The organism is Ruegeria sp. BC1 (assembly GCF_056539305.1).
The window spans coordinates 180,565-206,647 of sequence record NZ_JBQFUT010000006.1; the positions used below are offsets into that span (position 1 = coordinate 180,565).

Genomic DNA, 26,083 nt, shown 5'->3' on the forward strand with positions numbered 1-26,083 from the left:
CTCAGGCCGGGCGACGTAAGACTGCGGTTGCAACACCCATTCCAATCAGTGTCAGGCCCCCGAACCGGGTTATGGCGGTAATAACCCCGGCACGCCCGATCATTCTGCGCAGCCGGTCCGCCAGCAATGCATAGGCCAGCGCGTTCAGCCCGGCCAAACCCACGAAAGTCGCGATGAGAATGACGAATTGCGGCCCCAGAGGATCGGTCGGGCGCAGGAACTGCGGCACGAACGCTATGAAAAACGCGATGGATTTCGGGTTTAACGCAGTAACGGCAGCGGCGTGGCCAAAAACGCTGCGGGCGGTAACGTCACGCCCGGTATCCACAGTTTGCAAACCACCGGAAGGAGCGCTGCGCAACAGTTTGATGCCCAGCCACACCAGATAGGCCGCGCCCACCCATTTCAGCACCGAAAAAAAGGTTGCCGACGCCAGAACCAGGGCGCCCAGTCCAAGAAGCGAGGCGGTCATCGCTACCAGGTCCCCTAATGCGACGCCTGTGGCCGAGGCAACGGCAACGCTGCGCCCCTTGGACAGGGCATAGCTGAGCACCAGCAGTACGGTCGGGCCGGGGATCAGCAGCAACGCAGTTGATGCGGTCACGAAGGCCAGCCAGAGATCGAGAGACATTGGATTTCCTGTCATGTTGTCGCCCTCACCAAGCCCCGGAGCGGCGGACAGGTCAAGTCTTTTTGGGCTCCGTTACACGACGCATCAGGGCCTCTAGCGGGCCACATTTGAACCAGCGCAACCACAACAGGGCATAAACCGAAGACAAGGCGCAGAAGACAATTGCATAACCCACGATCTGAGGCGCAGTTAGCGTGCCGTTCAGCAGGCCAAGTTCGTCAAGCAGCCCCATGCCGATCAGAATATGCGCCATGTAAAGCGTAAGGCTTTGTCTCCCGGGTGCCGTCAAGGGCGCGCCAATGTGCAGCTTTTCGATCTTTGGCCACAGTTTCAGCAGTAAACCGATCACCACACAGGCCGAACCGGTTCCGGCCAGAATGTAAAACGGCCCAGGTGGGATCGACTCGGTGCCCATAAAGGCCACCAGTTCAGGGTCAGACGTCAACATCTGTGGAACCAATGCAAATACCGCCGCTCCAAAGCCCCACATGATCAGGCGGTGCTGAATGCAAAGTGTGCTCAGATCCGATCGACCGATGGCCATTCCGATAAGCAGAAAAGCCGCCCATGGCAGGACCGGGTGCCAGCCGTTGAACAAAGCGTTGCGTAGAAAGCCCGGTAGGGTCCACAGATCGGTATAGCTGAGGGTCGCCCAATCCCAACCCGCGTCATAGTTGAAGATCAACATCGCCAGAGCGGACAGCACAATGATCCCAAACGCTCCGTACCAAAGCCCGCGCCATGGGGCCGAAAGAAAAGCGGCGCCGATTACGAAATACAGGGCGTAGAAGTGCAGAATGTCGGCGTCAAACACCGTCATGTTGATCAGCCCGAGCACAAACAGAAATGCCGCGCGCCGCAGCAAAACACCTGCCTGGATATCCGACAATCCAATCCCAACCCCGGCCAATATTACGAACAATGCGGCGGCTCGTCCCTCAATCGCATCGACAAGCGCCGAGGCCCAATCGTGACCCGGCGCAACATCTGCCGCGATGCGGAAATTTACCAGCACCATGCCGCAGAAGGCTAAAAACCGGGCGGCGTCCAATGCTTCGTATCGTTTCATGATTGTCCTCTGATCTCGCGGTCTGGTGCCGGAACTATGTGACGCAAATACGGCCCACCTGCTTGTTTTGGATAAACATTTTGCGAGGATCAATGCGGATAAGCTTCGGTGACGGACCAGCGTTGCGCCCAGAAAGCACAAACTAAAGATTGAATTAAGGCTTGTGCATCTTCCTTGAAACACCCGTTTTATTTCCCAAAATTACAGCAAACACAGGATTGGAGGGGAACATGGCGCAGACACATCCCGACTATTCGAAAGCTTTCAAAGACATGTCCCGGTCGAAAACGGGACCCTTGAAGCGTGTGCTGATCCTGTTGGTTTTGATCGGCGGCGTGTTTTACGCCGGGGTCGTGGGATACATGTACGCCAATCAGGATGCGTTGTTGTATAAACCGTCCGGAGAACTGCCCGACCCCAAGGCGGTCGAACTTGCCGATGTTGACGTGATCTCACTCTCCATGTCCGACGGGGCGGTTCTGACGGCTTGGTCTGCGCCACCGGCGACCGAGGGTGCGCCAACGGTTCTTTTCTTTCATGGTCAAACCGGAAATCTGGGCGACAGGGCGGATCGTTTGCGGGAAATCCTCAATAGCGGTTTTGGCCTGCTCGCACCCAGCTATCGCGGCTATCCGGGCAGCGAGGGTGAGCCATCTGAGTTGGCCTTGATCTCGGACGGGGTGCAGATGTTCGACTGGCTGGAAGCCACAGACACAGATGTTGTTTTGCATGGTCAAAGCCTGGGCACCGGCGTGGCCGCCGCAGTGGCTGCACAGCGCCCCAATGCTCAGTTGCTGGTGCTCGAGGCGCCCTTCACCGCCACAGTTGATGTAGCCGGGGAAAGATACCCATGGTTGCCGGTGGCGACCCTAATGAAAGACCAGTTCGCAACCCGAGACCTTATCGGCGACATCACCGTTCCGATCCTGATATTCCACGGAACCGAGGATAAAACGGTTCCATTGCATCATGGTAAGGCTCTGGCCGCGATGTCCGGTGACACCGCAAAGCTGCACGTCATTCAGGACGGCACCCATAACGATCTCTGGTCGCACGGGCTGTGGGATGAGGTTCAAACAACGTTGTCGCAATAGGCTTGTGGCCGGTCAGAGAACCCGTCCCGCAACCGCGTCCAGCTTGGCCAGCAGGGCCGGATCGCGTTTCTCGGGCGCTGTTAGGATTGCATATTCCAGTGCTCGGTCACAGCCATGCGGGCAGGGTTCACGCTCGGTCCCGAGCAGATCAGGCAGACCTTTGACAAGCGCGCGGCCTTTCTCGGCATTGCCAGTTAGGGTGGCGATGATTGCGGAGACGTCCACCTCTCCGTGGTCCGGGTGCCAGCTGTCGTAATCGGTGACCATGGCAATCGAGGCATAACAAAGCTCGGCCTCACGGGCGAGCTTCGCCTCGGGCATGTTGGTCATGCCGATCACGTCGCAGCCCCATTGCTCACGGTACATCTTGGATTCCGCAAGAGACGAGAATTGCGGCCCCTCCATTGCTAGATACGTACCGCCGCGGTGGATGGTGACACCGGCGGCCTTTCCGGCAGTTTCGCACGCATCTGACAGGCGCGGGCAGGTCGGATGGGCCACGCTGACATGCGCGACACAACCGGTGCCAAAGAAGCTCTTTTCCCGCGCGAAGGTCCGGTCGATGAACTGATCAACGATCACGAAATCTCCGGGCGCCATATGCTCGCGGAACGATCCGCAGGCCGAAACCGAGATCACGTCAGTAACCTTCAGCCGTTTCAGCGCGTCGATATTGGCGCGATAGGGTACCTCGGTCGGCGAATGAACGTGACCGCGCCCGTGGCGGGGCAGGAAGGCCATGCCGACACCGTTCAGCGACCCGGTCAGGATCTGATCTGACGGGGCGCCCCAGGGGGTTTCAACCGTGACCCATTCTGCGTTTTCCAGCCCGTCGATGTCATAAATACCTGATCCGCCGATGATGGCGATCTTTGTCTGGGTCATGGTCGCACTCCGCATGAAAAAACTACTGTAGAATTTCTGCTCGGCGGCGAGGGATTTGGCAAGCGGCTTCAACAGTTTGTGCTGATTGCCGTTTAGCTATGCGTTTTTTGCATGTCAGGGTCCCGCCAAGCGCGGTATCTCAGGTCGGGCTTGACCGCTAAGAAGACCCCTTTCGCGCGAACAAAACAAAACCGACAGGACCGCCCCATGCCCCGAGCCATGCTGGCAAGCTTTGCCAATCGTATTGCCAAACCCGATCTGCGTTGGGTGCCGGACGAGGGTTTAACCGTTTCGCGCTTGCGGATTGAATTGCTGTCTGGCCTGACCGTGGCTTTGGCGCTGGTGCCCGAGGCGGTGGCATTTGCTTTTGTTGCCGGGGTGCATCCGCTGGTCGGCCTTTATGCTGCGTTCATGGTCGGTTTGATTACAGCGTTGATCGGTGGTCGCCCGGGCATGATTTCGGGCGCAACCGGGGCGCTCGCCGTGGTCATGGTCGCGCTGGTGGCGGAACATGGGGTCGAATACCTTTTCGCGACCGTTGTTTTGATGGGCATTCTGCAGGTGATTGCCGGCGCAATGCACTGGGGGCGTTTCATCCGTCTGGTACCGCATCCCGTGATGCTGGGCTTTGTAAACGGCCTGGCGATTGTGATCTTTCTGGCGCAAATGGGGCAGTTCAAAGTACCGGGCACTATGGAAAACACCGGTCACGGCGTTGGCGGAGGCGAGTGGCTGTCGGGCCTGCAACTGTACACCATGCTGGGTCTGGTGGCCCTGACCATGGCAGTGATCTGGGTCATGCCACGCATCACGCGTATCGTTCCTGCGCCATTGGCGGGTATTCTGGTCGTGGCCGCGCTGGTGATCGGTTTTGGGTTGGACGTGCCGCGTGTCGGCGATCTGGCCTCGATCGAGGGCGGATTGCCACCGTTCCACATCCCAATGGTGCCACTGAACTGGGAAACCTTCGAAATCATACTGCCCTACGCAGTCATTCTGGCTGCAATCGGGTTGATTGAATCCTTGCTGACGCTGAACCTTGTTGGTGAAATCACCGGCAAACGAGGCGGTGCTTCGCAGGAGTGTATTGCGCAGGGTGTCGCCAACGTGGCCACGGGATTCTTCGGCGGCATGGGGGGATGTGCCATGATTGGTCAGTCGATGATCAACGTGAAATCCGGTGGCCGTACCCGTATCGCAGGAATCGCGGCGGCTCTGTTCCTGCTGGTGTTCATCCTGTTTGCCTCACCCATGATTGAGCAAATCCCGCTGGCCGCGCTGGTTGGTGTGATGTTCATGGTGGTTATCGGGACCTTCGCGTGGAATTCGTTCAAAATCATGCGGAAAGTACCGCTGATGGACGCGTTTGTGATCGTGCTGGTGACGGTTGTGACCGTGATGGAAGACTTGGCGGTTGCCGTTGTAGTTGGGGTGATCGTCTCGGCGTTGGCTTACGCATGGAACAACGCCAAACGTATTCACGCAACCACCCGCGATTCCGAGACCGAAAAAGGGGCAAAGGTTTACGAAATCCAGGGCCCGCTATTCTTCGGATCTTCTGACGGGTTTATTGAGCTGTTCGACGTGTCGAACGACCCGGAAACCGTAATTGTGGATTTTGCCGAAAGCAGGGTTGTCGACCAATCCGCCCTTCAGGCTATCGAAAACATTGCTGCCAAATACGAGGCAGCAGGCAAACGCTTGATGTTGCGACACCTCAGCCGTGATTGTCACAGGCTGCTGAACAAAGCTGGTCACCTGATGGTCGATAGCGACGATGACCCGGATTACGAACTTGCCGTGGATTACTCGGTTCGCACCGGCATTTTGGGTGGCCACTGATTAATGCGAGGCTGTGTCTCGCTCTCCGGGAAATTTGCGGTCAGATGAATGAAGGGGGTTCCCTGCTTCTTCTGGCGATAAATATCCTGGAAGAGACGCCCTAAGGGCAGTGGGGCAGAGCCCCTATACCCCACTCAATCGTCCGGGCGGTTCAGTGAAAACAGTTCAGTGACGACGGAATAGTCTCGGTATCCAAGCCGCGCCAGCGGGTTGAAGGATGTGACATCAAACTTGCCATCCCGGATGTGGTCGTCTTGCAAATGCACGCCGGTAACTTCTCCAAACACCACGCGATTGGCTTCTCCGGGTAGTTTGACAATCTGCGTCAGTTTGCACTCCAGGGCTGCCGGGGCATTTGGGATGCGTGCGCAGGGGATCGTTTCGCATTCCTTCGGGGTCAAACCGGCATGTGCAAATTCATCAATATGCTTTGGCAGGCCCGCTGAACTGGCATTCATTTCGTCACGATGGGCGAATGCCACGACGTTTACACAGAAGACGCCGGTTGCTTCGATATTTGCAATGCTGTCTTTGCCACCGTCCTGATCGTGCTTGACGCCGGTCGAAGCGAACATGACCTGAGGCGGCGTATAGGCGACGCCGTTAAAAAACGAATAGGGGGCCAGATTATTGATACCTTCGGTGTCGCGGGTCGAAATCCAACCGATCGGACGTGGGGTAATGATGGCGTTGAATGGATTGTGCGGCAAACCGTGGCCGTCTTCGGGGCGATAGAACATATTGTCTCCAGGCGTTTGCTCAAGGCGTATCGAAGTGCTAGGGCGAATGCCAGCAAGGAAAGAGGGGCGGCGTGCAGCAGTTCGGGATAAGGCCGGAAGAGCCAGAGGATTGGTGGGAAGTCGAAGCCCTCTACGATCTGTGCTTTGCGCCCGGGCGCGAGGCTCTGTCCTCTTACCGGTTGCGCGACGACGTGCCGCCCGTGTCGGAGTTGTCTCTGGTGGCGCGGGACGGGCAGGGCATTTTGGCCGGGGCGATCCGGTTCTGGCCGGTGCATGTCGGGGATTTTGATGCCCTGCTGTTGGGGCCTGTGGCCGTACACCCGACCCATCAGGGTGAAGGTTTGGGGGGATATTTGATCCACGAAGGTGTGCAGGCCGGCCGCAGGCTCGGCTGGGACCGTGTCATGCTTGTCGGTGATGCGCCGTATTACGCACGGTTCGGATTTTCTCGCCTCATTGGGGTCGAGATGCCACCACCTACCAACCCGGATCGTATATTGGGTTTGGAATTAACTCCGGGTGTCTGGGACGGTGTTGGGGGGCCTGTCACCCGCTGGAGTCGCTGAACTATTGAAACCCTGATCGAAAATCCCGATGTCTAATGGACAGGAGGGATTTTATGCAGGACGTGGTTCTTGTTGAAAAACTGGATGCCGAGGCCGAACTTGATCGGTTGGCCAAATATTACAGATCCGCTGGTGGACCCGGTGTTAAGCTGTTGAATAGTCTAGGGGGTTCGGCTGAAACACTGCTGGAACAGTTGCCGCCCTCGGTTCGGCAGGGTTTGACCGGAGCAACCGAGCAAGCCTTGTGGCTTGCCATGCGCGCAGCGGAAAGCTCTCGCAGTGCGGTTCCAGATCAGACCCCATGGGTTAACACGGCCGTCACCACTGCAATGGGCGCGGCAGGAGGGCTGGGCGGCATGTCGACTGCCTTGATGGAACTGCCTGCGACCACAACGATGCTTTTGCGTGCCATACAGGGCGCGGCAGCGCGAGAAGGGTTCAACCCGTCAGAGGATGGGGTGAAATTCGATTGCGTTCGCGTCTTATCCGCTGCGGGACCTCTGTCTTTTGACGACGGCGCTGATTTGGGTTTCTTTTCAGTGCGTTTGACATTGACTGGCCCTGCCATGCAAAAGCTGATTGCCGCTGTGGCACCCAGGTTATCTGTTGTTCTGGGGCAAAAACTGGCGGCTCAGTCTGTGCCTGTTTTGGGCGCGATTGCCGGGGGCGGCACCAACTTTGTCTACACCCGGTACTATCAGCAGATCGCACGCGTGCACTTCGGGCTTCGACGTCTGGCGGTTGATGCGGATATTCCCCACGATGACTTGCTGCGAAAACTGGCAGCACGCATGTAATGCGCTCTAAGTGTTTGGAGAAATGCGCTTTATATGGTATTAGTAACCTAGAAGCCCCGCTAAATAAGCTAAAAAACGCGGGTAAACAGGCATAGTTACCATTCGAAAGGCGACCCAGCGTGATTAACGCACGGCATTCGCCCCATGTTTCGCGAAGAACACGGCAGTTGCCGGTGCTGCAGCAATCGGCGGCATTGTGTTACCGTGTCAGGGAAGAGCAGCCCGAAGTTCTTCTGATCACAACGCGCAAATCGCGGCGATGGATCATACCAAAGGGTTGGCCCATTGATGGGCTGACGCTGTCGCAGAGCGCTCAGCAAGAGGCGTGGGAGGAAGCTGGCGTGCGAGGGGCGTGTGGGTCACATGCGGTGGGTCAGTATTATTACGAAAAGCACCATCGTAAAAAGGGGCGAGTGATGTGTGCGGTTAATGTCTTTGCGTTGTTGGTTGAGACAGCAGAGATACATTTCCCCGAATGCGAACAACGTCAGAGGCAGTGGTTTTCGCCAGAAATGGCCGCATTTTTGGTCAATCCACCGGAATTGGCGGTATTGTTACGCAAGGTGGGGTCTGTTAGGCACTGAGCTGCTTCTGGAGAGGCTTGAACTTGCCATGCCGCCCGGTATCTAATTGGCAACCGACTTTTGGACGGAACATGATTCAATACGCTTTGAAATGCAGCAACGGCCATACATTTGACAGTTGGTTTCAATCGGCCGCCGCTTACGACAAACTGGCAAATGCGGGCATGGTGACATGCACCGTGTGTGGTTGCGCGGATGTCGAAAAAGCGATCATGACCCCGCGCGTGCGCACCGCTCGTAAAGTTGAGGCACGGGGCGAGCCCAATGTGCAGAAATCCACTCCCTCCATTGATGTCGCGGCCCCGTCGCCGGATGTTGAGAAGGTGCTGGCCGAGTTGCGGCAAAAGATTGAACAGAACTCGGATTACGTCGGTAAGGATTTTGCCAGCGAGGCGCGTAAAATCCATTTGGGCGATGCGCCCGAGCGTTCGATCTATGGCGAAGCCAAGCCGGAAGAGGCGCAGGCCCTGATTGACGATGGGGTGCCGGTCGCCCACTTGCCATTCGTTCCAAGCCGAAAAACCAACTAGGCCGCACTGGGCCTCGCCAGATGGTCTGGCGCCTTGTGATCGATGCTCGTCACAAGTACGAAGCGAGAGACACCAGGTCCAGTGTTTACTGGCGGATCAGCGCTGCTGTAGGGATTTCATAGACTTCACCGGGGTCAATGAAGACCACTGTCAGGTCGCCGCGCTTTTCATAGGCTAGTTTTGATGCAGAGCTGCTGGAAGTCGGCACACCATCCGTGAAATAGATGCTGCGCACCTCACCTCCGCCCAGCCCAACGGCAAGGGTGGTGGTGCCATCGTCATGGTGGCGCAACTCGGCATGGCAGCTTTGCAACGGTTCACCCGCAACGGCCGCACAGGGAATAGTGCCCAGAGCATTCGTTCCATCGGTCCCGGTAAGAGTGGCGACCTGCGCAAAGGCGGGTGAGGACAGCAGTGCAAACGCGATGGCAAGGCGGGGCATGGAAAACCTCTTGGAGAATTTGTTGCCCAAAGCTGACACTCAACCTGCCAGAAGTAAAGCGGCCCAATGCCGCGTTTGGAGCGGTTTTGAACCCTTGCCCTTACCGCCCCCCTCGCATAAGAGGCACCAGACCTGAATTCCAAGGCGCGGAGAAACCACCCTCATGCCCGTACTCGTTATGAAATTCGGTGGCACGTCGGTTGCCAATCTGGACCGCATCCGCCGCGCGGCCAAGCGCATTGGCGTTGAGGTGGCCAAGGGTTATGACGTGATCGTCATTGTCTCGGCAATGTCGGGCAAAACCAATGAGTTGGTGGGCTGGGTTGATGAGACGTCGCCGCTGTACGATGCGCGCGAATATGATGCCGTGGTGTCCTCGGGGGAAAACGTAACCGCTGGCCTGATGGCGCTGACGCTGCAGGAAATGGATATTCCGGCGCGCAGTTGGCAGGGCTGGCAGGTTCCGCTGCTGACCACCAGCGCACACAGCCAGGCCCGGATCGAAGACATCCCGCCAGAGAACATTTCACAGAAATTCGCGGAAGGTATGAAGGTTGCCGTAGTCGCTGGTTTCCAAGGTATCAGCCCGGAAGGCCGCATCACCACGCTGGGCCGGGGTGGTTCGGACACGACTGCTGTTGCCTTTGCTGCCGCCTTCGAGGCCGAACGTTGCGACATTTATACGGATGTGGACGGTGTCTATACCACAGACCCGCGCATCTGCGAAAAGGCCCGCAAACTGGACCGGATCGCATTTGAAGAAATGCTCGAACTGGCCTCATTAGGGGCCAAGGTGCTGCAGACCCGCTCGGTCGAGCTGGCGATGCGCTATAAGGTGAAACTGCGCGTTCTCTCAAGTTTCGAAGAACAATCCGACGAGGCCGGTACACTGGTCTGCGACGAGGAGGATATCATGGAATCCAATGTTGTGGCCGGTGTGGCCTATTCCCGCGACGAAGCCAAGATGACCGTTGTTTCCGTGGCTGACCGCCCCGGTATCGCCTCGATCATCTTCACCGCGCTCAGTGAGGCTGGGGTGAATGTTGATATGATCGTTCAGAATATCTCGGACGAGGGGCGTACTGACATGACCTTCTCGTGCCCCACCGATCAGGTGACCCGCGCCGAAAAGGCATTGCTTGAGATCAAGGAACACGGCGAGCTGAACTATGCCGAACTGGTTGCCGATACCGACGTTTGCAAGGTGTCGGTCGTGGGCATCGGTATGCGTTCTCAGTCGGGTGTTGCAGCCAAAATGTTCAAAGTTCTCTCGGATGAGGGGATCAACATCAAGGTGATTACAACCTCTGAGATAAAAATTTCCGTTCTGGTGGATCGGAAATACATGGAACTTGCGGTTCAGGCACTGCATGATGCCTTTGAACTGGACAAGGCGGCCTAAGCTTTCAGCCAAAGGTTTCGCCTGACGCACTAATTTGGTTTGGCCATGGCGGACGGCACCGAAACAGAATCCCGTAAGCTGCTGGGGCGGCTGCGCGAAGAGATGGCGAGCGAGGCCGCCGGTCAGGAACGTCTTGACCGGATCACCCACCTGATTGCCGACAGTATCCGAGCCGAGGTTTGTTCGGTCTACCTGTTCCGCGACGAAGAAACGCTGGAGCTGTGCGCGACCGAGGGGCTGGCCCCTGAGTCCGTGCATAAGACCCGCATGCGTCTGGGCGAGGGGCTGGTTGGCCGTGTTGCCCAGTCCGGCAAAGTCATGAACACCGCAGATGCGCCATCGGCCAAGGGCTTCCGCTATATGCCGGAAACGGGCGAGGAGCGGTTTACCTCGTTCCTGGGCGTCCCGGTGCAGCGGCTAGGAGAGAAACTGGGCGTGCTGGTGGTCCAGTCCCGCGAGGCGCGCGAGTTTTCAGCAGATGAGATATACGCGCTGGAAGTTGTCGCAATGGTTTTGGCCGAAATGGCCGAACTGGGTGCCTTTGTCGGTGAAGGTGCGGCCCTGTCGCCTCTGCACCAGCAATCGGTTCTGTTGCGTGGCGGGCCTGCTCAGGAAGGGGCAGCCGAAGGCCACGTCTGGCTGCATGAACCCCGTGTGGTTGTGACCAATCCAATTGCTGACGATCCGCATCGGGAACGGGAACGCCTGACTGAGGCGGTCGAGGAACTGCGTGTGGGCGTCGACAAGATGCTGGAAATCTCGCAGGGCGGCGACAAGGAACAGTTGCAGGTGCTTGAAGCCTATCGCATGTTCGCCAATTCCAAAGGCTGGATGCGCCGGATGGAGGAGGACATCGCCCTAGGCCTTAGCGCAGAGGCTGCGGTTGAAAAAGAGCAATCCCAAGCCCGTGCCCGCATGGGGCAGGTGACTGATCCGTATCTGCGCGAACGGCTGGCCGATCTGGACGACTTGTCTAACCGACTGCTGCGGATTTTGACCGGTCAGGGTAATACCAACGGGGCTGACTTGCCGCCTGACCCGATCCTGATTGCCCGTAATATCGGCCCCGGTGATCTGTTGGAGTATGGCCGGTCGTTGAAGGGGGTCATTCTCGAAGAAGGCTCAGTCGGCAGTCACGCGACGATCGTGGCCCGCGCCCTTGCAATTCCGCTTGTTGTGCATGTGGACCGGATTACCACCGAGGCGCTCAATGGGGATCATGTTCTGCTCGACGGGGATCAGGGCCTCGTACACCTGCGACCCGAGGATACGGTTGTCACCGCGTTCCGCGACAAGATCGCTATGCAAGCCAAGGCGCAGGAGCGTTACGCGTCGATCCGTGAAACTCCGACGGTGACGCGGGACGGGGAGCGGATTAACCTGGTGATGAACGCAGGCCTGCTGGCAGATTTGCCTTCGCTGAATAATTCGGGGGCCGAAGGTGTAGGCTTGTTCCGCACCGAGCTGCAGTTTTTGGTTCGCAATCAGATGCCAAAGCGGTCCGAACTTGTGACGCAATATCAGCGTGTTCTGGATGCAGCGGGGGAAAAGCGCGTGGTATTCCGGACCTTGGATATCGGTTCGGACAAGGTTCTGCCTTACATGAAACACGTGGCCGAGCCCAATCCGGCACTGGGATGGCGAGCGATCCGTGTGGGGCTGGACAAGCGCGGCGTGATGCGGATGCAGTTGCAGGCCTTGATGCGAGCCGCCAATGGCCGTCCGCTGACGTTGATGTTCCCGTTTGTGGCGCAGGCTGATGAGTTTCGCGAAGCCAAATGGGAAGTCAACAAGACCATAGAACGTGAAAAGCGCCTTGGTCACGTCTTGCCAGAGACCATCGAAGTTGGTGCGATGCTGGAAACCCCTTCGCTGGCCTTTGCACCGCAAAAGTTCTTTGACGAAGTCGATTTTGTTTCGATCGGCGGCAACGATCTGAAACAGTTCTTCTTTGCGGCCGACCGCGAAAACGAACTGGTACGCCGTCGCTATGATACGCTGAATGTCAGTTTTCTGACTTTCATTGAGCGGATCGTAGAACGGTGCAGTATCTCAGACACACCTCTCAGCTTCTGCGGCGAGGATGCCGGGCGCCCGGTTGAAGCGTTGTGTCTGGCGGCAATGGGTATTCGGACCCTGTCGATGCGCCCGGCTTCAATTGGGCCGGTCAAGAGCGTCCTGTTGCGCGCTGATCTTCAATCGTTGCGCAAAATCATCGCCGATGCACGGCACCGCGGCGAACAATCGGTGCGCCCCGCCGTCATGGAATGGCTGCGTAATCAGGGGTGATAATCAATATCCGGGCTTGCTTTCTGCATCTGCATTGCCTATTCAAACCGCAACTGTTAGCGATAACATTGCTAATACCTCAGGCGCAACGGCGTCTGGTGTTAAGATGGCAAAGGTGAGAACTAAAGGAGCCCGCCGATGGTTTCACGCGTAATTCCGGTAAGCCCGTTCGACCTTGTGTTGTTCGGCGCGACGGGTGATCTGGCGCAGCGCAAAATCCTGCCGGGGCTGTATCATCGCTTCGAAGTGGGCCAGATGCCCGAGGATGCACGGATTATCGGCTCGGCCCGGTCAGATATCGACAGCGAAGCTTTCCGCGAGCAGGTACGTGCCTCTATGCGGGAATTTGCGCCTGAGTTCAAAAAGGACGTGCTGGATCAGTTTCTCAACCGGGTAGAATATGTTGCCGTTGACGCGCTTGGTGATGCTGGCTGGCCTGAACTGGCCAAGGCGCTGCGTCCGGACGTTGTGCGAGCCTTCTATTTGTCGGTCGGCCCCAGTCTGTTTTCAGGCATTGCCCAACGATTGAATGATCATGGGTTGGCCACGCCAGACAGCCGTATCGTGGTCGAGAAGCCCTTTGGCCATGATCTTGCCTCGGCCAAGGCCCTCAACGAAGGTCTGCGTGCCTGTTTCGAGGAACACCAGATTTACCGGATCGACCACTACCTTGGTAAAGAGACGGTACAGAACCTGATGGCTCTGCGTTTTGCCAACTCATTGTTCGAGCCACTTTGGAACTCCACCCATATCGACCATGTTCAGATCACAGTTGCCGAAACCGTCGGAGTCGGTGGGCGCGGGGCTTACTACGACCAGTCCGGCGCAATGCGGGACATGATCCAGAACCATCTGGTGCAGCTTTTGTGCCTGACCGCGATGGAGCCGCCCTCGAAGTTTTCGCCCAACGCGGTGCGTGACGAAAAGGTAAAGGTGATCGAGGCGTTGGAGCCCGTGGAACCCAAAGACATCGCGCGCGGCCAATATCGCACGGACAAGGGTGGAGACGGATATCTAGACCACGTTGGTAATCCTGCCAGCCGAACCGAAAGTTTTATTGCGCTCAAAGTCCATCTGGGCAACTGGCGTTGGGCTGGTGTCCCATTCTACTTGCGCACCGGTAAACGCCTGCGCGCGAGAGAGTCCGAGATCGCCGTGTTCTTCCGTGATCCACCGCACACTATTTTTCCCAATGTCGGCCCGCTGCACGGCAACGTCTTGGTGATCCGCCTGCAGCCGGACGAAGGAATCACGCTGCGCACTACGATCAAAGAACCCGGACAGGGTGGGTTCCGTCTGTCCGATGTGGCGCTGGATATGAGCTTTGCTGACGCGCTGGGTGATGAATCCCAATCGCCGGATGCTTATGAACGGTTAGTGATGGATGTCATTCGTGGTGACCAGACCCTGTTCATGCGCGGGGATGAGGCCGAAGCCGCCTGGGCTTGGGTCGATCCTATCATTCAAGAGTGGGAAGATCGCGGTGATCGACCTTCGCGATATGATCAGGGAAGTTCCGGGCCTGAGGAAGCACTGATGCTGATGCATCGCGACGGGCGCCGCTGGCGTCAAATCGGAGGTTAACGATGGTTCATTCAGTTATTGCCGATGTTACACAACGGATCATCGGGCGGAGCGCAGACCTGCGCGGCCCGCATCTGGAGCGCATGGAGCACGCCCGGTCCAAAGGCCCTGCGCGCGCGCATCTGTCATGCAGCGGTCAGGCCCACGCCTATGCCGGGGCGGGTAAGGATCAACAGGCAATGGCCACGGGCCATGCGGGCAACCTTGGCATCGTCACCGCCTATAATGATATGCTGTCGGCCCATCAGCCGTTTGAGCGTTACCCAGAGTTGATCCGTCAGGCGATCCGTATTGCGGGGGGCACGGCGCAAGTCGCGGGCGGTGTTCCTGCCATGTGCGACGGCGTCACGCAGGGCGAGGCGGGGATGGAGTTGTCTTTATTTTCTCGCGATGTGATTGCTTTGGCGACGGGCGTGGCACTCAGCCACAACACCTATGATGCAGCTGTGTTCCTTGGCGTCTGTGACAAAATCGTTCCTGGATTGGTGATCGGCGCACAGGCGTTTGGTCACCTGCCAGCGGTGTTCCTGCCCGCCGGCCCGATGACCAGCGGCCTGCCCAACGACGAAAAAGCCAGGGTTCGCCAGCAATTTGCTGCCGGAGAGGTCGGGCGCGACGCGTTGATGGCCGCCGAGATGGCCGCTTATCACGGCCCCGGCACCTGCACCTTTTACGGCACCGCCAACACCAACCAGATGTTGATGGAGTTCATGGGCCTTCACCTGCCGGGGTCCAGCTTTGTTAACCCCAATACGCCCTTGCGCGATGCATTGACCGAAGAGGGGGCTCGCCGCGCATTGTCCCTCAGCGCATTGGGCAACAATTACACACCCGTCTATCAGGTTCTTGATGAACGGGCTTTTGTGAACGGGATTGTCGGTCTGATGGCGACGGGCGGCTCGACCAATCTGCTGATTCACCTGATCGCCATGGCGCGGGCGGGTGGTATCATTCTGGATTGGCAGGACTTTTCCGATATTTCTGCCGTTGTTCCCCTGGTTGCGCGGGTCTATCCGAACGGGTTGGCGGACGTGAACCATTTCCACGCGGCTGGCGGTCTGGGTTATTGCATCGGCACGCTGTTGGAGGATGGGCTGCTGCACCCAGACACGCTGACTGTCGCCGGGCAGGGTCTCCACCACTATACCAAAGAACCCAAGCTGATTGGTGATGAACTGCATTGGCAGGACGGTGCCGGTCACAGCCTGAACGAAAAGATCGTACGCTCGGCTAAGGACCCGTTCCAGCCTACCGGCGGCCTGTCCCGCCTGACCGGCAACCTCGGAACTGCGGTCATGAAAGTCTCGGCCGTGGCACCCGAGCATCAGGTGGTTGAGGCTCCGGTCCGCGTGTTCCACGATCAGGATGAAGTCAAAGCTGCCTTCAAGGCCGGAGAGTTCGCCGGTGATGTCATCGTCGTTGTTCGGTTCCAGGGTCCCAAAGCAAACGGTATGCCTGAACTGCACTCTCTTACGCCGATCCTCTCGATCCTTCAGGGCAGGGGGCAAAAAGTGGCCCTGGTCACTGACGGCCGTATGTCCGGCGCGTCCGGCAAGGTTCCCGCCGCGATCCATGTCTGCCCCGAAGCACTGGACGGCGGCCCCATCGCCTGTTTGGAGGATGGCGATGTTTTGCGAGTCGATGCTGTCAAAGGTGAGCTGGAAATTCTGACCGAAGGGGTGTTGGACCGCGCCCCTGTCAAGGCCGACCTCTCAGCAAATCAATTCGGCACGGGCCGTGACCTGTTCGGCGCCTTCCGCAACGCGGTCGGTTCGGCGGACACCGGTGCAAGTATTTTCGGAGTGTAAGACATGTCTGCAAAAACCCAACGCACCCGTGAAATCTGCGCGCTTGCGCCCATCGTCCCGGTTCTGGTCATCGACGACGCCGCGCAGGCGCGACCGCTGGCCGAGGCTCTGGTCGCAGGGGGGTTACCGGCACTGGAGGTTACATTGCGAACTCCGGCGGCGTTGGACGCGATCCGTGCTATGGCGCAAGTGCCCGGAGGTGTCGTCGGTGCCGGTACATTGGTAACTCCCGAAGATGTCCGCGCGGCCACAGAGGCCGGGGCGCAGTTCGGCGTCTCGCCCGGCGCGACCGACGTCCTGATTGCCGCATGCGAGGCCGAGGGTCTGCCCCTGTTGCCCGGTGCGGCCACGGCCAGCGAGGCCATGCGTCTGCTAGGGCAGGGCTATGACATGCTGAAATTCTTCCCCGCCGAGGCTTCGGGCGGTGCCCCGGCGCTGAAAGCAATCGGCGCGCCGCTACCGCAGATCAATTTCTGCCCGACCGGCGGTGTCTCACCTTCGAATGCCCACGAGTACCTGTCGCTGTCCAATGTGGTCTGCGCCGGTGGCAGCTGGGTCGCTCCGAAACAGATGGTGCAAAGCGGCGACTGGGCAGGGATCGAATCTCTTGCGCGTGAGGCATCCAAGCTGATGGATTGACGCGCCGTATACTCTCGCTAGGGTAGGCGTCAATTCAATCAGGTTGACCTCATGACAAACCAATCATTCCTTGCGCAGGGGCGCGAGTATCTGGCTATTCCGGGTCCATCGGTCATGCCCGACGCGGTGTTGCAGGCGATGCACCGCCCGTCGCCAAATATCTATGAAGGCGAGTTGATCGAGATGATGCCTGCGCTGACTCGCGACCTGCGTCGCGTGGCGCGGACTGACCACAACGTTGCCATCTATACCGCAAACGGGCATGGCACGTGGGAGGCCGCTTTGTCCAATGTGATCGCGCCAGGAGACACCGTGCTCGCTCCGGCTTCGGGCCGCTTCACCTATGGCTGGGCCGAAATGGCCGAAGGGATCGGTGCCAAGGTAGATCAAATCGATTTTGGAATGTCCTCGCCCTGGGATATGAGTCGCATTGCCGAGGCGCTGCGTGCCGACAAAGCCCGTGCAATCAAGGCTGTGCTGGCAGTGCATGTGGACACGTCGACCTCGGTTCGCAACGAAATCCCGGCCTTGCGGGCGTTGCTGGATGAACTGGGTCACCCGGCGCTGTTGATGGCGGATTGTAGCGCCTCGTTGGGGTGTGACCGGTTTGAAATGGACGCCTGGGGTGTCGATGTCATGGTGTCTGCTTGCCAAAAAGGGCTAATGACTCCGGCGGGTGTCGGCTTTGTGTTCTTTAACGATAAGGCGCAGGCCAAGCGCGCCGAAATGTCCCGCGTCTCGCGGTATTGGGACTGGCAACCGCGCGCGAAACCGGAGATTTTCTATCAGTATTTCAATGGAACCGCGCCGACCCACCATCTTTATGGCCTTCGCGCCGCCTTGGACATTATCCACGCTGAGGGGATCGAAAACGTCTGGGCCCGCCACGAGCGCCTCGCTACGGCGATCTGGACTGCCTGTGAGATCTGGGGGCAGGGTGGTGCGTTGCACCTGAATGTGGCTGACCGCGCCTATCGCAGCCACGCAGTCACCGCTTTGCGCCTGACCAAAGGGCGGGGCACGCCGTTGCGCCAGTTCACCGAGACCCAGTTGGGTCTGACATTGGGCATCGGTCTGGGGAAGGAGGACAGGGACGGGTGTTTCCGCCTAGGTCATATGGGGCACGTGAACGGTCAGATGGTGATGGCCATGCTGGGCGGGATCGAGGCCGCATTGGCTGCGTTGGACATACCGCGCGGCAAAGGCGCGCTTGAGGCCGCTGCAGCTGTATTGGCGTCTAACGGCTAGGTTAGCCTCTGGCGACTGCCAGTGCATTGGGCAGGGCAACGGCAAAGGCGTCCAGATCGGCGGCCTCGCCGCAGCTTATGCGAATGCAGCGGTTTTGCGGGGCGGCAAAGGGCATACGCACAAAAATGCCCTGCGCGACCAGCGCGTCCAGAACGACCTTGGCAAACGCGCCATCCCGACCACAGTCGATGGCCACGAAATTGGTGGCCGATGGCAGCGGCTTAAGTCCATTTTCACGGGCTATCTGCCCGATCCGATTGCGGGCATCGGTGATTTTGGTCTGAACCTGCACAAGCCAATCGGCGTCCTTCAGAGCTGCAAGCGCCCCTGCCTGAGCGGCCCTGTTCATTCCGAAATGATTGCGCACCTTGTTGAAGGCGGAAATTAACTCTGGCGCAGCTATCGCATAGCCGACCCGCGCGCCCGCCATGCCGTAAACCTTTGAAAATGTGCGCATCCGAATGACACGCGGATCATCGGCATCAAGGGGCGCAGCTGTTCCATCGGGGGCGCATTCTACATAAGCCTCGTCCAAAACCAGCAGGCAGCCGTCGGGCAATGCATCCATCGCGGCGACAATGTCGGCACCGGTATGCCAGCTGCCCATCGGGTTGTCAGGATTCGCCAGATAAACAAGTTTGGCGTCAACCTCAGTGGCCTTGGCAAACAGCGCTGCAGGGTTCTCAAGGTCGTCACGATAGGGCACCTTGTGCAGCGTACCACCAAACCCGGCTACGTGATAATTGAACGTCGGATATGCCCCGTCCGAGGTCACAACTGCCTCCCCCGGCCCGACGATCAGCCGAACCAAATAGCCCAGTAGCCCGTCGATGCCCTCGCCCACTACAACGTTCTCGGGCTTCACCCCGTGAAAATCTGCCAGAGCGTGGCGAAGGTCGTGATTTTCAGGATCTCCATACATCCAGACATCACCTGCGGCCTGCCGCATCGCTTCAATAGCGCGCGGCGACGGGCCAAACACGCTTTCATTCGCGCCCAGTCGCGCCGTGAATGACGCCCCGCGCTGCCGTTCCTGCGTTTCAGGTCCCACAAAGGGAACAGTTGCGGGCAGGGATTGGGTCAGCGAGGTGTATCGAGGTCCGGTCATGTGGGCAGATAAGCGCAAGGGCGACGGCGGGGCAAGTCTTGTGCCTGATGGTATTCACCGTCAGTGTGACACAAAATCGAATGAGGATATCATGCGCTATCTGTTTGGCTTGATTGTAATCGGGCTCGCTTATCTGTTGTTCTGGCCTGTTCCAGTTGACCCAATTGCGTATGAACCACCCGAGGCACAAGGATTTACCGGCGACTTTGCCCAAAACGCTACACTGGACCAACTAGAGCTGATTTCCCTGCCGAACGGCCAGATTGGCCCCGAAGATATTGCGGTCATGCCCGATGGGGCGATCTATACCACCAGCCTGTCCGGTGGCCTTTTTCGGATCGACGGGGCTGAACCGGTTGAGGTTGACCAACTGGGCGGGCGCCCTCTGGGCCTGAAAGTCGGACCGGACGGTGCGCTTTACATCGCGGACAGTTTCCGTGGCCTGATGCGCTGGACCGGGCCGGGGGCATTGGAAAGCGTGGTCGCTGATATTGACGGTGCTCCCGTGATTTACGCAAACCAACTGGATGTGGCCCGGGATGGCACGATCTATTTCTCGAACTCCTCCGATCGGTTCGACCCCGAAACCATGGGCGGCACGAAACCAACATCCGTTCTGACGATTTGGGAGCAATCGGACAGCGGTTATGTCGCCCGCCACGCCCCCGACGGCCACACCGAGAAGATTGCCGAAGGGTTCGTCTATACCAACGGTGTCGCTCTGTCGCCTGACGAAGATTTCCTGCTGATCGCCGAAACCGGGCGGGCGCGAGTTCATAAACTCTGGCTCAAAGGCCCCAAGGCAGGTCAGCAAGAGGTGCTGCTGGACAATCTGCCCGGCTACCCTGACAACCTCGAGGCGCAGGGCGATGGCACATATTGGGTGGCCTTTGCCAGTCCCCGTGTGCCCGCGGAAAAGCTGATGCCTTATCCGTTTCTGCGCAAGATCATCTGGCGTCTGGGCCCTCTGGTCCGCCCGGCGCCGATCCATCGGGGCATGTTGGTGCAGTTTGACGGGGATGGGGCGATCCTGCGCACCTTGCAAGACCCGGATGGGCGGGTAGGTATCACGACCGGGGGTAAGATTGTGGGGGATCAATTCTATGTCATGACGCTGGATTCCCCATGGTTCGGACGGATGCCTGTCGACGAAATGCCCTGACGTCGTAGTGGAACTGAACCTGACTTTCAGGGCATGGTCTGGGTAACAGGAATTGGAGGCCCCCCATGGCGCGCGTATCCGTCGAATACAAAAATCACATTGCCCAAGTCACCTTGACCCGCGGCGAGAAGATGAACGCGTTGGATGACGCAATGATCAAGGCGATCCTTTCCGCAGGGCAGGAGGTTGCCGCCTCAGATGCGCGTGCGGTGGTTCTGTCGGGCGAGGGTAAAAGCTTTTGCGCAGGGCTTGATATGGCCAGCTTTGCTTCGATGGCGCACATGGACCCGACCGAGTGGCTGATGGCCCGCAGCCACGAGGACGCCAACGAGATGCAGGAACTTGCCATGGTTTGGCGTCGTGTTCCGGTGCCGGTGATCTGCGCCATTCAGGGGGTAGCTTACGGTGGCGGGCTGCAAATCGCACTTGGCGCAGATGTTCGCATCGCCCATCCCGAATCCAAATTGGCGGTGATGGAGATGAAATGGGGCATTATCCCAGATATGGGCGGGATGGTGTTGCTGCCTAAATTGGTGCGTTCTGATGTTCTGCGGCTGTTGACCTATACTGCGCGCCCCATCGGTGCGCAGCAGGCGGCAGAGTGGGGGCTGATCACCAAGTTGTCGGATGATCCGGTGACCGAAGCGCTGGCGCTGGCCGAAGATATTGCAGGCAAAAGCCCCTCGGCCATACGCGCAGCCAAGCGTCTGATCGAGGTCGCCGAAACCAAATCCCGAGCCGAGGTGTTGCAAGAAGAATCCGCAGAACAGGTAGAGCTGATCGGAAAACCCGATCAGATGGAGGTCGTCATGGCGCAGATGCAGGGCCGCAAACCTGAGTTCAAATAATCATCGCATGAATGCCCGGCGCGCATCGCGGGCCATGTTGTACCGCATCTCAAGATCAGCAATGCGGGCCATCGCTGTCTTGCGTTCCTCGGGGTCGGTCAGGGAAGGGTAGGTTCGCCGGATCGCGTCGAGCTCTTTCTTGATGGTGAATTCTTCGGGCAACACTCCGGCCTGCGCCATGATCCGATGCCCGGCAGCAACGGCGGGATCGGTCTGCGCCTCGGACGAACGGTCGGGCAGGGGGTGCCCCTCACCTTCCAGCCTCTCCAGCTGACCTTCAGCCTGTGCCTTTTTGATCTGGCGTTCGACCAGTTTTCCAAGTGAACCAAACATACACCGTATTTAGGTGCGATCGGGGTTGGTGAAAAGCCTCAGGCCTGTCGCTGCGTCAACAGGTAGGTGACGCCCCCGGCCAGCAAGCCCCAGACGGCGGCCCCCAGCCCTAAGACGGTGATGCCGGACGCGGTAATGGCAAAGGTGAGAATTGCGGCCTCTCGTTCGGCAGGATTTTCCAATGCCGCAGCCGTGGCATTGGCCAGCACACCGATCAGTGCGACCCCAGCCAGCGTTCCCATCAGCAACGGGTTGGCATGGGTCGCGAATCCAGTGATGGCCACTGCAAAAACACCAAACAGGCAGTAGAACACGCCGCCCATGACAGCTGACCAATAGCGCCGGTCCGGGTCCGGGTGGCTGTCTTCATTTGCGCACATCGCGGCCGTGATAGCGGCAAGGCAAGTGGCAGGGGCCCCAAAGGGAGCGGTCAGGATGCTTGCGCCGCCTACCGATGAAAACAGCCTGCCCGGATTGGGCGAAAACCCAAAGCTGCGCATCACGGCAATGCCGGGAATGTTCTGGGTGGCCATGGTCACGATAAAAAGGGGAAGACCGATGCCAATAACTGAGGCCAGTGAAATACTGGGCGTGACCCAGACTGGGGCCGCCATCACTTCGGCTGGCAAGACGGTATTGTCACCAGCGGTCACAACAACCACAATTGCAGCAGTCAGCACTGCTGCGGGTACAGCGATCAAGCGATTGATCCGCCCGGCAACGAACCAGGTCAGGATTACCGGCAGCGCTTGCCACGGTAGTTCTACTGCGGCCTTGAACGGCACGATGCATAGCGGCAGAAGGACGCCGCCTAGCATCGCTTGCGCCAGTGACGTCGGGATCGCTGCTGCCAGCCGCCCCAATGGACGCCACGCCCCCGCCAGAACGGTCAGGGCTCCGGCACACAAAAACGCTCCGATCGCTTCGGAAAACCCGCCAGCCGGTGCCGCCGAGACCGCCAGCAATGCCACGCCCGGCGTGGACCATGCGACGCTGATTGGTTGCCGGAACGACAGGCTGAGAATGATACCGGCCACACCCATAGCGATGGCTGCACTCATCAAGCCCGAGGCCGCCTGTGCTGGCGATGCCCCCATTGCGTTCAGCCCCTGAAGAACAATCGGGAATGAGCTGAAAAAGCCCACAATAGCCACCACCAACCCGGTTGAGACGGTTTGCATCGGGGGAATGTTATTCGGCATCTCGACCTCGGGTTTGTCACTCGCAATGGCTAACAACTGCAAGGGGTTGCGAACAAGAGCGAAAGCCGACAAGACAATGAAAAACCCCGCCGGTGTACGCGCGGCGGGGTTCGAAATTTGAGAGGCTAAGAAACGAAGACGATCAGGCGATTTCGGCCAATCTGGCCAGTGCCTCGTTCAGTTTAGCTTCTTCCTCCTCGCGGGCGGCGAGGTTTGCTTTGGCTTCGGCGACAACCTCTTCCGGGGCCGAGGCCACGAATTTCGGGTTGTTCAGACGCCCGCGCAGACCGCCCAGTTCCTTGGATAGTTTGCCTTTGGCTTTCTCCAACCGTTCCTTTTCGGCACCGATATCGATGATATCCGCCAGTGGCAGCCCGAAAGTTGCTCCGGGGGCGGCGATTGAAATCGTACCTTTGGGCAGCGCATCTGCCTTGGTCAGGCTGTCGATCCGCGCAAGGCGTTTGATAAGCGCCTCGTTGCGGTCCCACGCGGCCTGTCCGTTGGTGTCAATCTCGGTGACCAGCATCGGCACGTAGAGGCCCGCCGGAACGCGCATCTGCGCGCGGGCCGAGCGGGTGTTCTCGATCACCGAGATCACCCAGTTCATCTCGCGATCCGCGTCAGCGTCGACCAGTTCGGAACCGTATGAGGGCCAATCGGCGTGGACGATCATCTTGGAACGGTTGCCGGTCAGACCCCAGAGTTCTTCGGTGATAAAGGGCATGATCGGGTGGAGCAAGACCATGCACTGATCCAGAACCCAGCGCATGGTGGCGCGGGTCTCGGCCTGTGCTTCGACGTCATCGCCTTGCAGCAGCGGTTTCGATAGCTCCACGTACCAGTCGCAGACTTTGCCCCAGACAAAGGCATAAAGCCCGTTGGCCGCATCGTTGAAGCGATAGCTGTCCAGCGCCGCGTCGACTTCTTCCCGCACACGGGCGGTTTCGCCGATGATCCAGCGGTTTACGGCCGCTTTGGGTTTCAGGTCGACCACATCCAGCTGCGGGACGGCGTCGGTGAAAACCTCGTTCATTTCGGCAAAGCGAACGGCGTTCCACAGTTTGGTGCCGAAGTTGCGATAGCCGGTGATGCGTTCGCGCGACAGTTTCAGAACACCGCCAATCGCCGCCATCGAGGCGTTGGTGAACCGCAGCGCGTCGGCGCCGAACTCGTCAACGATCTCAAGCGGGTCGATGACGTTGCCGGTGGTCTTGGACATTTTCTTGCCCTTCTCGTCACGGACGAGCTGGTGCAGGTAGACGGTGTGGAACGGGATCTGATCGACCACGGCCAGTTGCATCATCATCATCCGGGCGACCCAGAAGAACAGGATGTCGAAGCCGGTGATGAGAACGTCCGTGGGGAAGTAGCGTTCCAGTTCCTCGGTCTGTTCGGGCCAGCCCAGCGTACCGATGGGCCAGAGGCCGGAGGAGAACCAGGTGTCGAGGACGTCGGGGTCGCGGAAAAGGTAAATGTGTTTCCCTGAGGCCAACTGCAACTTTGCGTCAGCTTCATCGTCCGCCTCATCGATGAAGATCAGAGTTTCTCCGTCGTCGTCAACAAAGCGCAGATTAGTTTGGTCGATTAGCTTGCTCGAATAGTATTCGAGAGCCTGCTTCTTCGCCAACTCAAACGTCGGAGCGCAGAATGCAACGGTGTCGTCGAAACTCACAGCGTCAGACATTAACGAAAACCCGCTACCGTCGCTCGACTTGGTAGAAACGGCAGGCCCATACCAAACCGGAATCTGATGCCCCCACCACAGCTGGCGCGAGATGCACCAGGGCTCGATGTTTTCCAGCCAGTGGTAATAGGTCTTCTCGCCCGACTCGGGGATGATCTTGACCGTGCCGTCCTTGACCGCGTCCAGAGCGGGGCCGACGACCTTTTCGGCGTCGACGAACCACTGGTCGGTGAACATCGGTTCGATGACGACTTTCGAGCGGTCGCCGAAGGGCTGCATGATCGGCTTGCTCTCGACCAGCGGTACCAGCTTGTCCGCGCCTTCGTGATCCGGCTTGAGCGCCGTGGACCCCAGCCGCGCATCATCCGCGCGGGTCATCACGGCCAGACTGTCGGCAGTGATCTCTTCGACCACCTTGGCACGTGCTTCGAACCGGTCGAGCCCGCGCAGGTGATCGGGGACGAGGTTGATGGCGTCGATCTCGTTCTCAGTGAATTCACGCCCGCGTGCGAATTCCTGCGCTTTGCCTGCCTCGTCGGCATAGGGCGCGCCATCGGCCCGCATCGCGCCTTTGGTGTCCATCAGGCGGTACATCGGAATGCCGCCGCGCTTGGCCACCATGTTGTCGTTGAAGTCATGCGCGCCGGTGATCTTCACCGCGCCCGAGCCGAAATCAGGATCGGGGTAGTCATCGGTGATGATCGGAATCTGGCGGCGATGCTCTTTCGGCCCAACCGGAATTTCGCAGAGTTTCCCGACGATTGGCGCGTAACGCTCATCCGACGGGTGAACCGCGACCGCACCGTCGCCCAGCATGGTTTCGGGACGCGTGGTAGCGATGGAAATGTAATCGCGTTCTTCCTCGAGGATGACGTTCCCGTCATCGTCTTTCTCGACATAGGTGTAAGTCTCGCCACCGGCCAGCGGGTATTTGAAATGCCACATGTGACCCGCGACTTCGATATTCTCGACCTCAAGGTCCGATATTGCGGTTTCGAAATGCGGGTCCCAGTTGACCAGCCGCTTGCCGCGATAGATCAGGCCCTTTTCGTACATATCGACGAAGACCTTGATGACCGCGTCGTGGAAATTGGCTGAGTTCTCATGGCCGGTACGCGGATCACCCGCCGCACCGGCCATGGTAAACGCGTTGCGCGACCAGTCGCAGGACGAGCCTAGGCGCTTGAGTTGTTCGATGATCGTGCCGCCGTATTCGCCTTTCCATTCCCAGACTTTCTCAAGGAATTTCTCGCGGCCCAGCTCGCGCCGGCCGGGCTGTTGCGTGGCGGCCAGCATTTTTTCAACCTGCATCTGCGTGGCGATGCCCGCGTGGTCCTGACCGGGCTGCCATAGCGTGTCGAACCCGCGCATGCGGTGCCAGCGGATCAGAATGTCTTGCAGAGTGTTGTTGAACGCATGGCCCACGTGCAGCGCGCCCGTCACGTTGGGGGGCGGGATCATGATGGTAAAGCTTTCGTCGCGCGATTTGTTTGCGCCTGCCTTGAAGGCTCCGGCCTGTTCCCAGGCCTCATAGATGCGGGCCTCGGCATCGGCCGCGTTGAATGTCTTTTCCATCGCCATGGGTGCGTCCTGCGT

23 protein-coding genes are annotated in these 26,083 nt (G+C 58.8%); 14 read left to right on the forward strand and 9 right to left on the reverse strand.

Annotated features, from left to right (window positions below; translation table 11 throughout):
* Position 1 precedes the first annotated feature (1 nt).
* Positions 2-631 (reverse strand): LysE family translocator, encoded by a 630-nt coding sequence (locus tag ACR0IY_RS14200; RefSeq protein ID WP_480674357.1) that lies wholly within the window; start codon positions 629-631, stop codon positions 2-4.
* A 52-nt stretch (positions 632-683) separates the two neighbouring features.
* The gene (locus ACR0IY_RS14205; RefSeq protein ID WP_480674358.1) at positions 684-1,700 is read right to left on the reverse strand and encodes a DUF418 domain-containing protein; all 1,017 of its coding nucleotides are present in this window, start codon (positions 1,698-1,700) and stop codon (positions 684-686) included.
* Between the two features lie 230 nt (positions 1,701-1,930).
* Here ACR0IY_RS14205 and ACR0IY_RS14210 point away from each other — a divergent pair, with 230 nt between their 5' ends.
* Entirely contained in the window at positions 1,931-2,794 is an 864-nt protein-coding gene (locus tag ACR0IY_RS14210) for an alpha/beta hydrolase (RefSeq protein WP_480674360.1), read from the forward strand.
* A gap of 12 nt (positions 2,795-2,806) precedes the next feature.
* On the opposite strand, the gene ACR0IY_RS14215 is transcribed toward ACR0IY_RS14210, so the two are convergent.
* A complete protein-coding gene (locus ACR0IY_RS14215; RefSeq protein ID WP_480674362.1) occupies positions 2,807-3,679 on the reverse strand; it encodes an S-methyl-5'-thioadenosine phosphorylase in 873 nt (290 codons plus the stop codon).
* A 207-nt stretch (positions 3,680-3,886) separates the two neighbouring features.
* On the opposite strand from ACR0IY_RS14215, the gene ACR0IY_RS14220 reads away from it, so the two are divergent.
* On the forward strand, positions 3,887-5,521 hold the full coding sequence (locus ACR0IY_RS14220) for a SulP family inorganic anion transporter (RefSeq protein WP_480674364.1): 1,635 nt from the start codon (positions 3,887-3,889) through the stop codon (positions 5,519-5,521).
* A 134-nt stretch (positions 5,522-5,655) separates the two neighbouring features.
* On the opposite strand, the gene ACR0IY_RS14225 is transcribed toward ACR0IY_RS14220, so the two are convergent.
* Positions 5,656-6,261: a flavin reductase family protein gene (locus tag ACR0IY_RS14225; protein ID WP_480674366.1), complete on the reverse strand. Its 606-nt coding sequence runs from the start codon at positions 6,259-6,261 to the stop codon at positions 5,656-5,658.
* Positions 6,262-6,332: 71 nt separating this feature from the next.
* On the opposite strand from ACR0IY_RS14225, the gene ACR0IY_RS14230 reads away from it, so the two are divergent.
* The 4 genes from ACR0IY_RS14230 to ACR0IY_RS14245 all read left to right on the forward strand — a co-directional run bounded on the left by ACR0IY_RS14230 (position 6,333) and on the right by ACR0IY_RS14245 (position 8,738).
* Positions 6,333-6,827 (forward strand): GNAT family N-acetyltransferase, encoded by a 495-nt coding sequence (locus ACR0IY_RS14230; protein WP_480674368.1) that lies wholly within the window; start codon positions 6,333-6,335, stop codon positions 6,825-6,827.
* Between the two features lie 53 nt (positions 6,828-6,880).
* Complete coding sequence (locus ACR0IY_RS14235; protein ID WP_480674370.1) at positions 6,881-7,624, forward strand: EcsC family protein; 744 nt, start codon at positions 6,881-6,883, stop codon at positions 7,622-7,624.
* Between the two features lie 119 nt (positions 7,625-7,743).
* Positions 7,744-8,208, forward strand: a complete 465-nt coding sequence (locus ACR0IY_RS14240) for an NUDIX hydrolase (protein ID WP_480674372.1) — start codon at positions 7,744-7,746, stop codon at positions 8,206-8,208.
* A 71-nt stretch (positions 8,209-8,279) separates the two neighbouring features.
* Positions 8,280-8,738, forward strand: coding sequence for a DUF1178 family protein (locus tag ACR0IY_RS14245; RefSeq protein ID WP_480674374.1), 459 nt, complete (start codon positions 8,280-8,282; stop codon positions 8,736-8,738).
* An 85-nt stretch (positions 8,739-8,823) separates the two neighbouring features.
* On the opposite strand, the gene ACR0IY_RS14250 is transcribed toward ACR0IY_RS14245, so the two are convergent.
* Positions 8,824-9,180: a hypothetical protein gene (locus ACR0IY_RS14250; RefSeq protein WP_480674376.1), complete on the reverse strand. Its 357-nt coding sequence runs from the start codon at positions 9,178-9,180 to the stop codon at positions 8,824-8,826.
* Between the two features lie 163 nt (positions 9,181-9,343).
* Here ACR0IY_RS14250 and ACR0IY_RS14255 point away from each other — a divergent pair, with 163 nt between their 5' ends.
* The 6 genes from ACR0IY_RS14255 (at position 9,344) to ACR0IY_RS14280 (ending at position 18,150) form a co-directional block, all read left to right on the forward strand.
* Positions 9,344-10,582, forward strand: coding sequence for an aspartate kinase (locus ACR0IY_RS14255; protein ID WP_480674378.1), 1,239 nt, complete (start codon positions 9,344-9,346; stop codon positions 10,580-10,582).
* 45 nt (positions 10,583-10,627) lie between these two features.
* Positions 10,628-12,871: a phosphoenolpyruvate--protein phosphotransferase gene (gene ptsP / locus ACR0IY_RS14260; RefSeq protein WP_480674379.1), complete on the forward strand. Its 2,244-nt coding sequence runs from the start codon at positions 10,628-10,630 to the stop codon at positions 12,869-12,871.
* Positions 12,872-13,009: 138 nt separating this feature from the next.
* Positions 13,010-14,455, forward strand: a complete 1,446-nt coding sequence (gene zwf / locus ACR0IY_RS14265) for a glucose-6-phosphate dehydrogenase (RefSeq protein ID WP_480674381.1) — start codon at positions 13,010-13,012, stop codon at positions 14,453-14,455.
* 2 nt (positions 14,456-14,457) lie between these two features.
* On the forward strand, positions 14,458-16,263 hold the full coding sequence (gene edd / locus ACR0IY_RS14270; protein ID WP_480674383.1) for a phosphogluconate dehydratase: 1,806 nt from the start codon (positions 14,458-14,460) through the stop codon (positions 16,261-16,263).
* A 3-nt stretch (positions 16,264-16,266) separates the two neighbouring features.
* Entirely contained in the window at positions 16,267-16,902 is a 636-nt protein-coding gene (locus tag ACR0IY_RS14275) for a bifunctional 4-hydroxy-2-oxoglutarate aldolase/2-dehydro-3-deoxy-phosphogluconate aldolase (RefSeq protein ID WP_480674385.1), read from the forward strand.
* A gap of 51 nt (positions 16,903-16,953) precedes the next feature.
* Entirely contained in the window at positions 16,954-18,150 is a 1,197-nt protein-coding gene (locus tag ACR0IY_RS14280) for a pyridoxal-phosphate-dependent aminotransferase family protein (RefSeq protein WP_480674387.1), read from the forward strand.
* 1 nt (position 18,151) lies between these two features.
* Here the strand turns inward: ACR0IY_RS14280 and ACR0IY_RS14285 are convergent, their stop codons facing one another.
* Positions 18,152-19,258: a pyridoxal phosphate-dependent aminotransferase gene (locus ACR0IY_RS14285; protein WP_480674389.1), complete on the reverse strand. Its 1,107-nt coding sequence runs from the start codon at positions 19,256-19,258 to the stop codon at positions 18,152-18,154.
* A gap of 91 nt (positions 19,259-19,349) precedes the next feature.
* Here ACR0IY_RS14285 and ACR0IY_RS14290 point away from each other — a divergent pair, with 91 nt between their 5' ends.
* The gene (locus ACR0IY_RS14290) at positions 19,350-20,420 is read left to right on the forward strand and encodes an SMP-30/gluconolactonase/LRE family protein (protein ID WP_480674391.1); all 1,071 of its coding nucleotides are present in this window, start codon (positions 19,350-19,352) and stop codon (positions 20,418-20,420) included.
* Positions 20,421-20,485: 65 nt separating this feature from the next.
* Positions 20,486-21,268 carry a crotonase/enoyl-CoA hydratase family protein gene (locus ACR0IY_RS14295; RefSeq protein ID WP_480674393.1) on the forward strand — a complete coding sequence of 261 codons (783 nt, stop codon included), beginning with the start codon at positions 20,486-20,488 and terminating at the stop codon, positions 21,266-21,268.
* On the opposite strand, the gene ACR0IY_RS14300 is transcribed toward ACR0IY_RS14295, so the two are convergent.
* The 3 genes from ACR0IY_RS14300 to ACR0IY_RS14310 form a co-directional block, all read right to left on the reverse strand.
* The gene (locus ACR0IY_RS14300; protein WP_480674394.1) at positions 21,269-21,601 is read right to left on the reverse strand and encodes a DnaJ family domain-containing protein; all 333 of its coding nucleotides are present in this window, start codon (positions 21,599-21,601) and stop codon (positions 21,269-21,271) included. It abuts the gene before it with no gap.
* 38 nt (positions 21,602-21,639) lie between these two features.
* Entirely contained in the window at positions 21,640-22,803 is a 1,164-nt protein-coding gene (locus ACR0IY_RS14305; RefSeq protein WP_480674396.1) for a benzoate/H(+) symporter BenE family transporter, read from the reverse strand.
* Between the two features lie 142 nt (positions 22,804-22,945).
* Positions 22,946-26,068: a valine--tRNA ligase gene (locus ACR0IY_RS14310; RefSeq protein ID WP_480674398.1), complete on the reverse strand. Its 3,123-nt coding sequence runs from the start codon at positions 26,066-26,068 to the stop codon at positions 22,946-22,948.
* Positions 26,069-26,083: the final 15 nt, after the last annotated feature.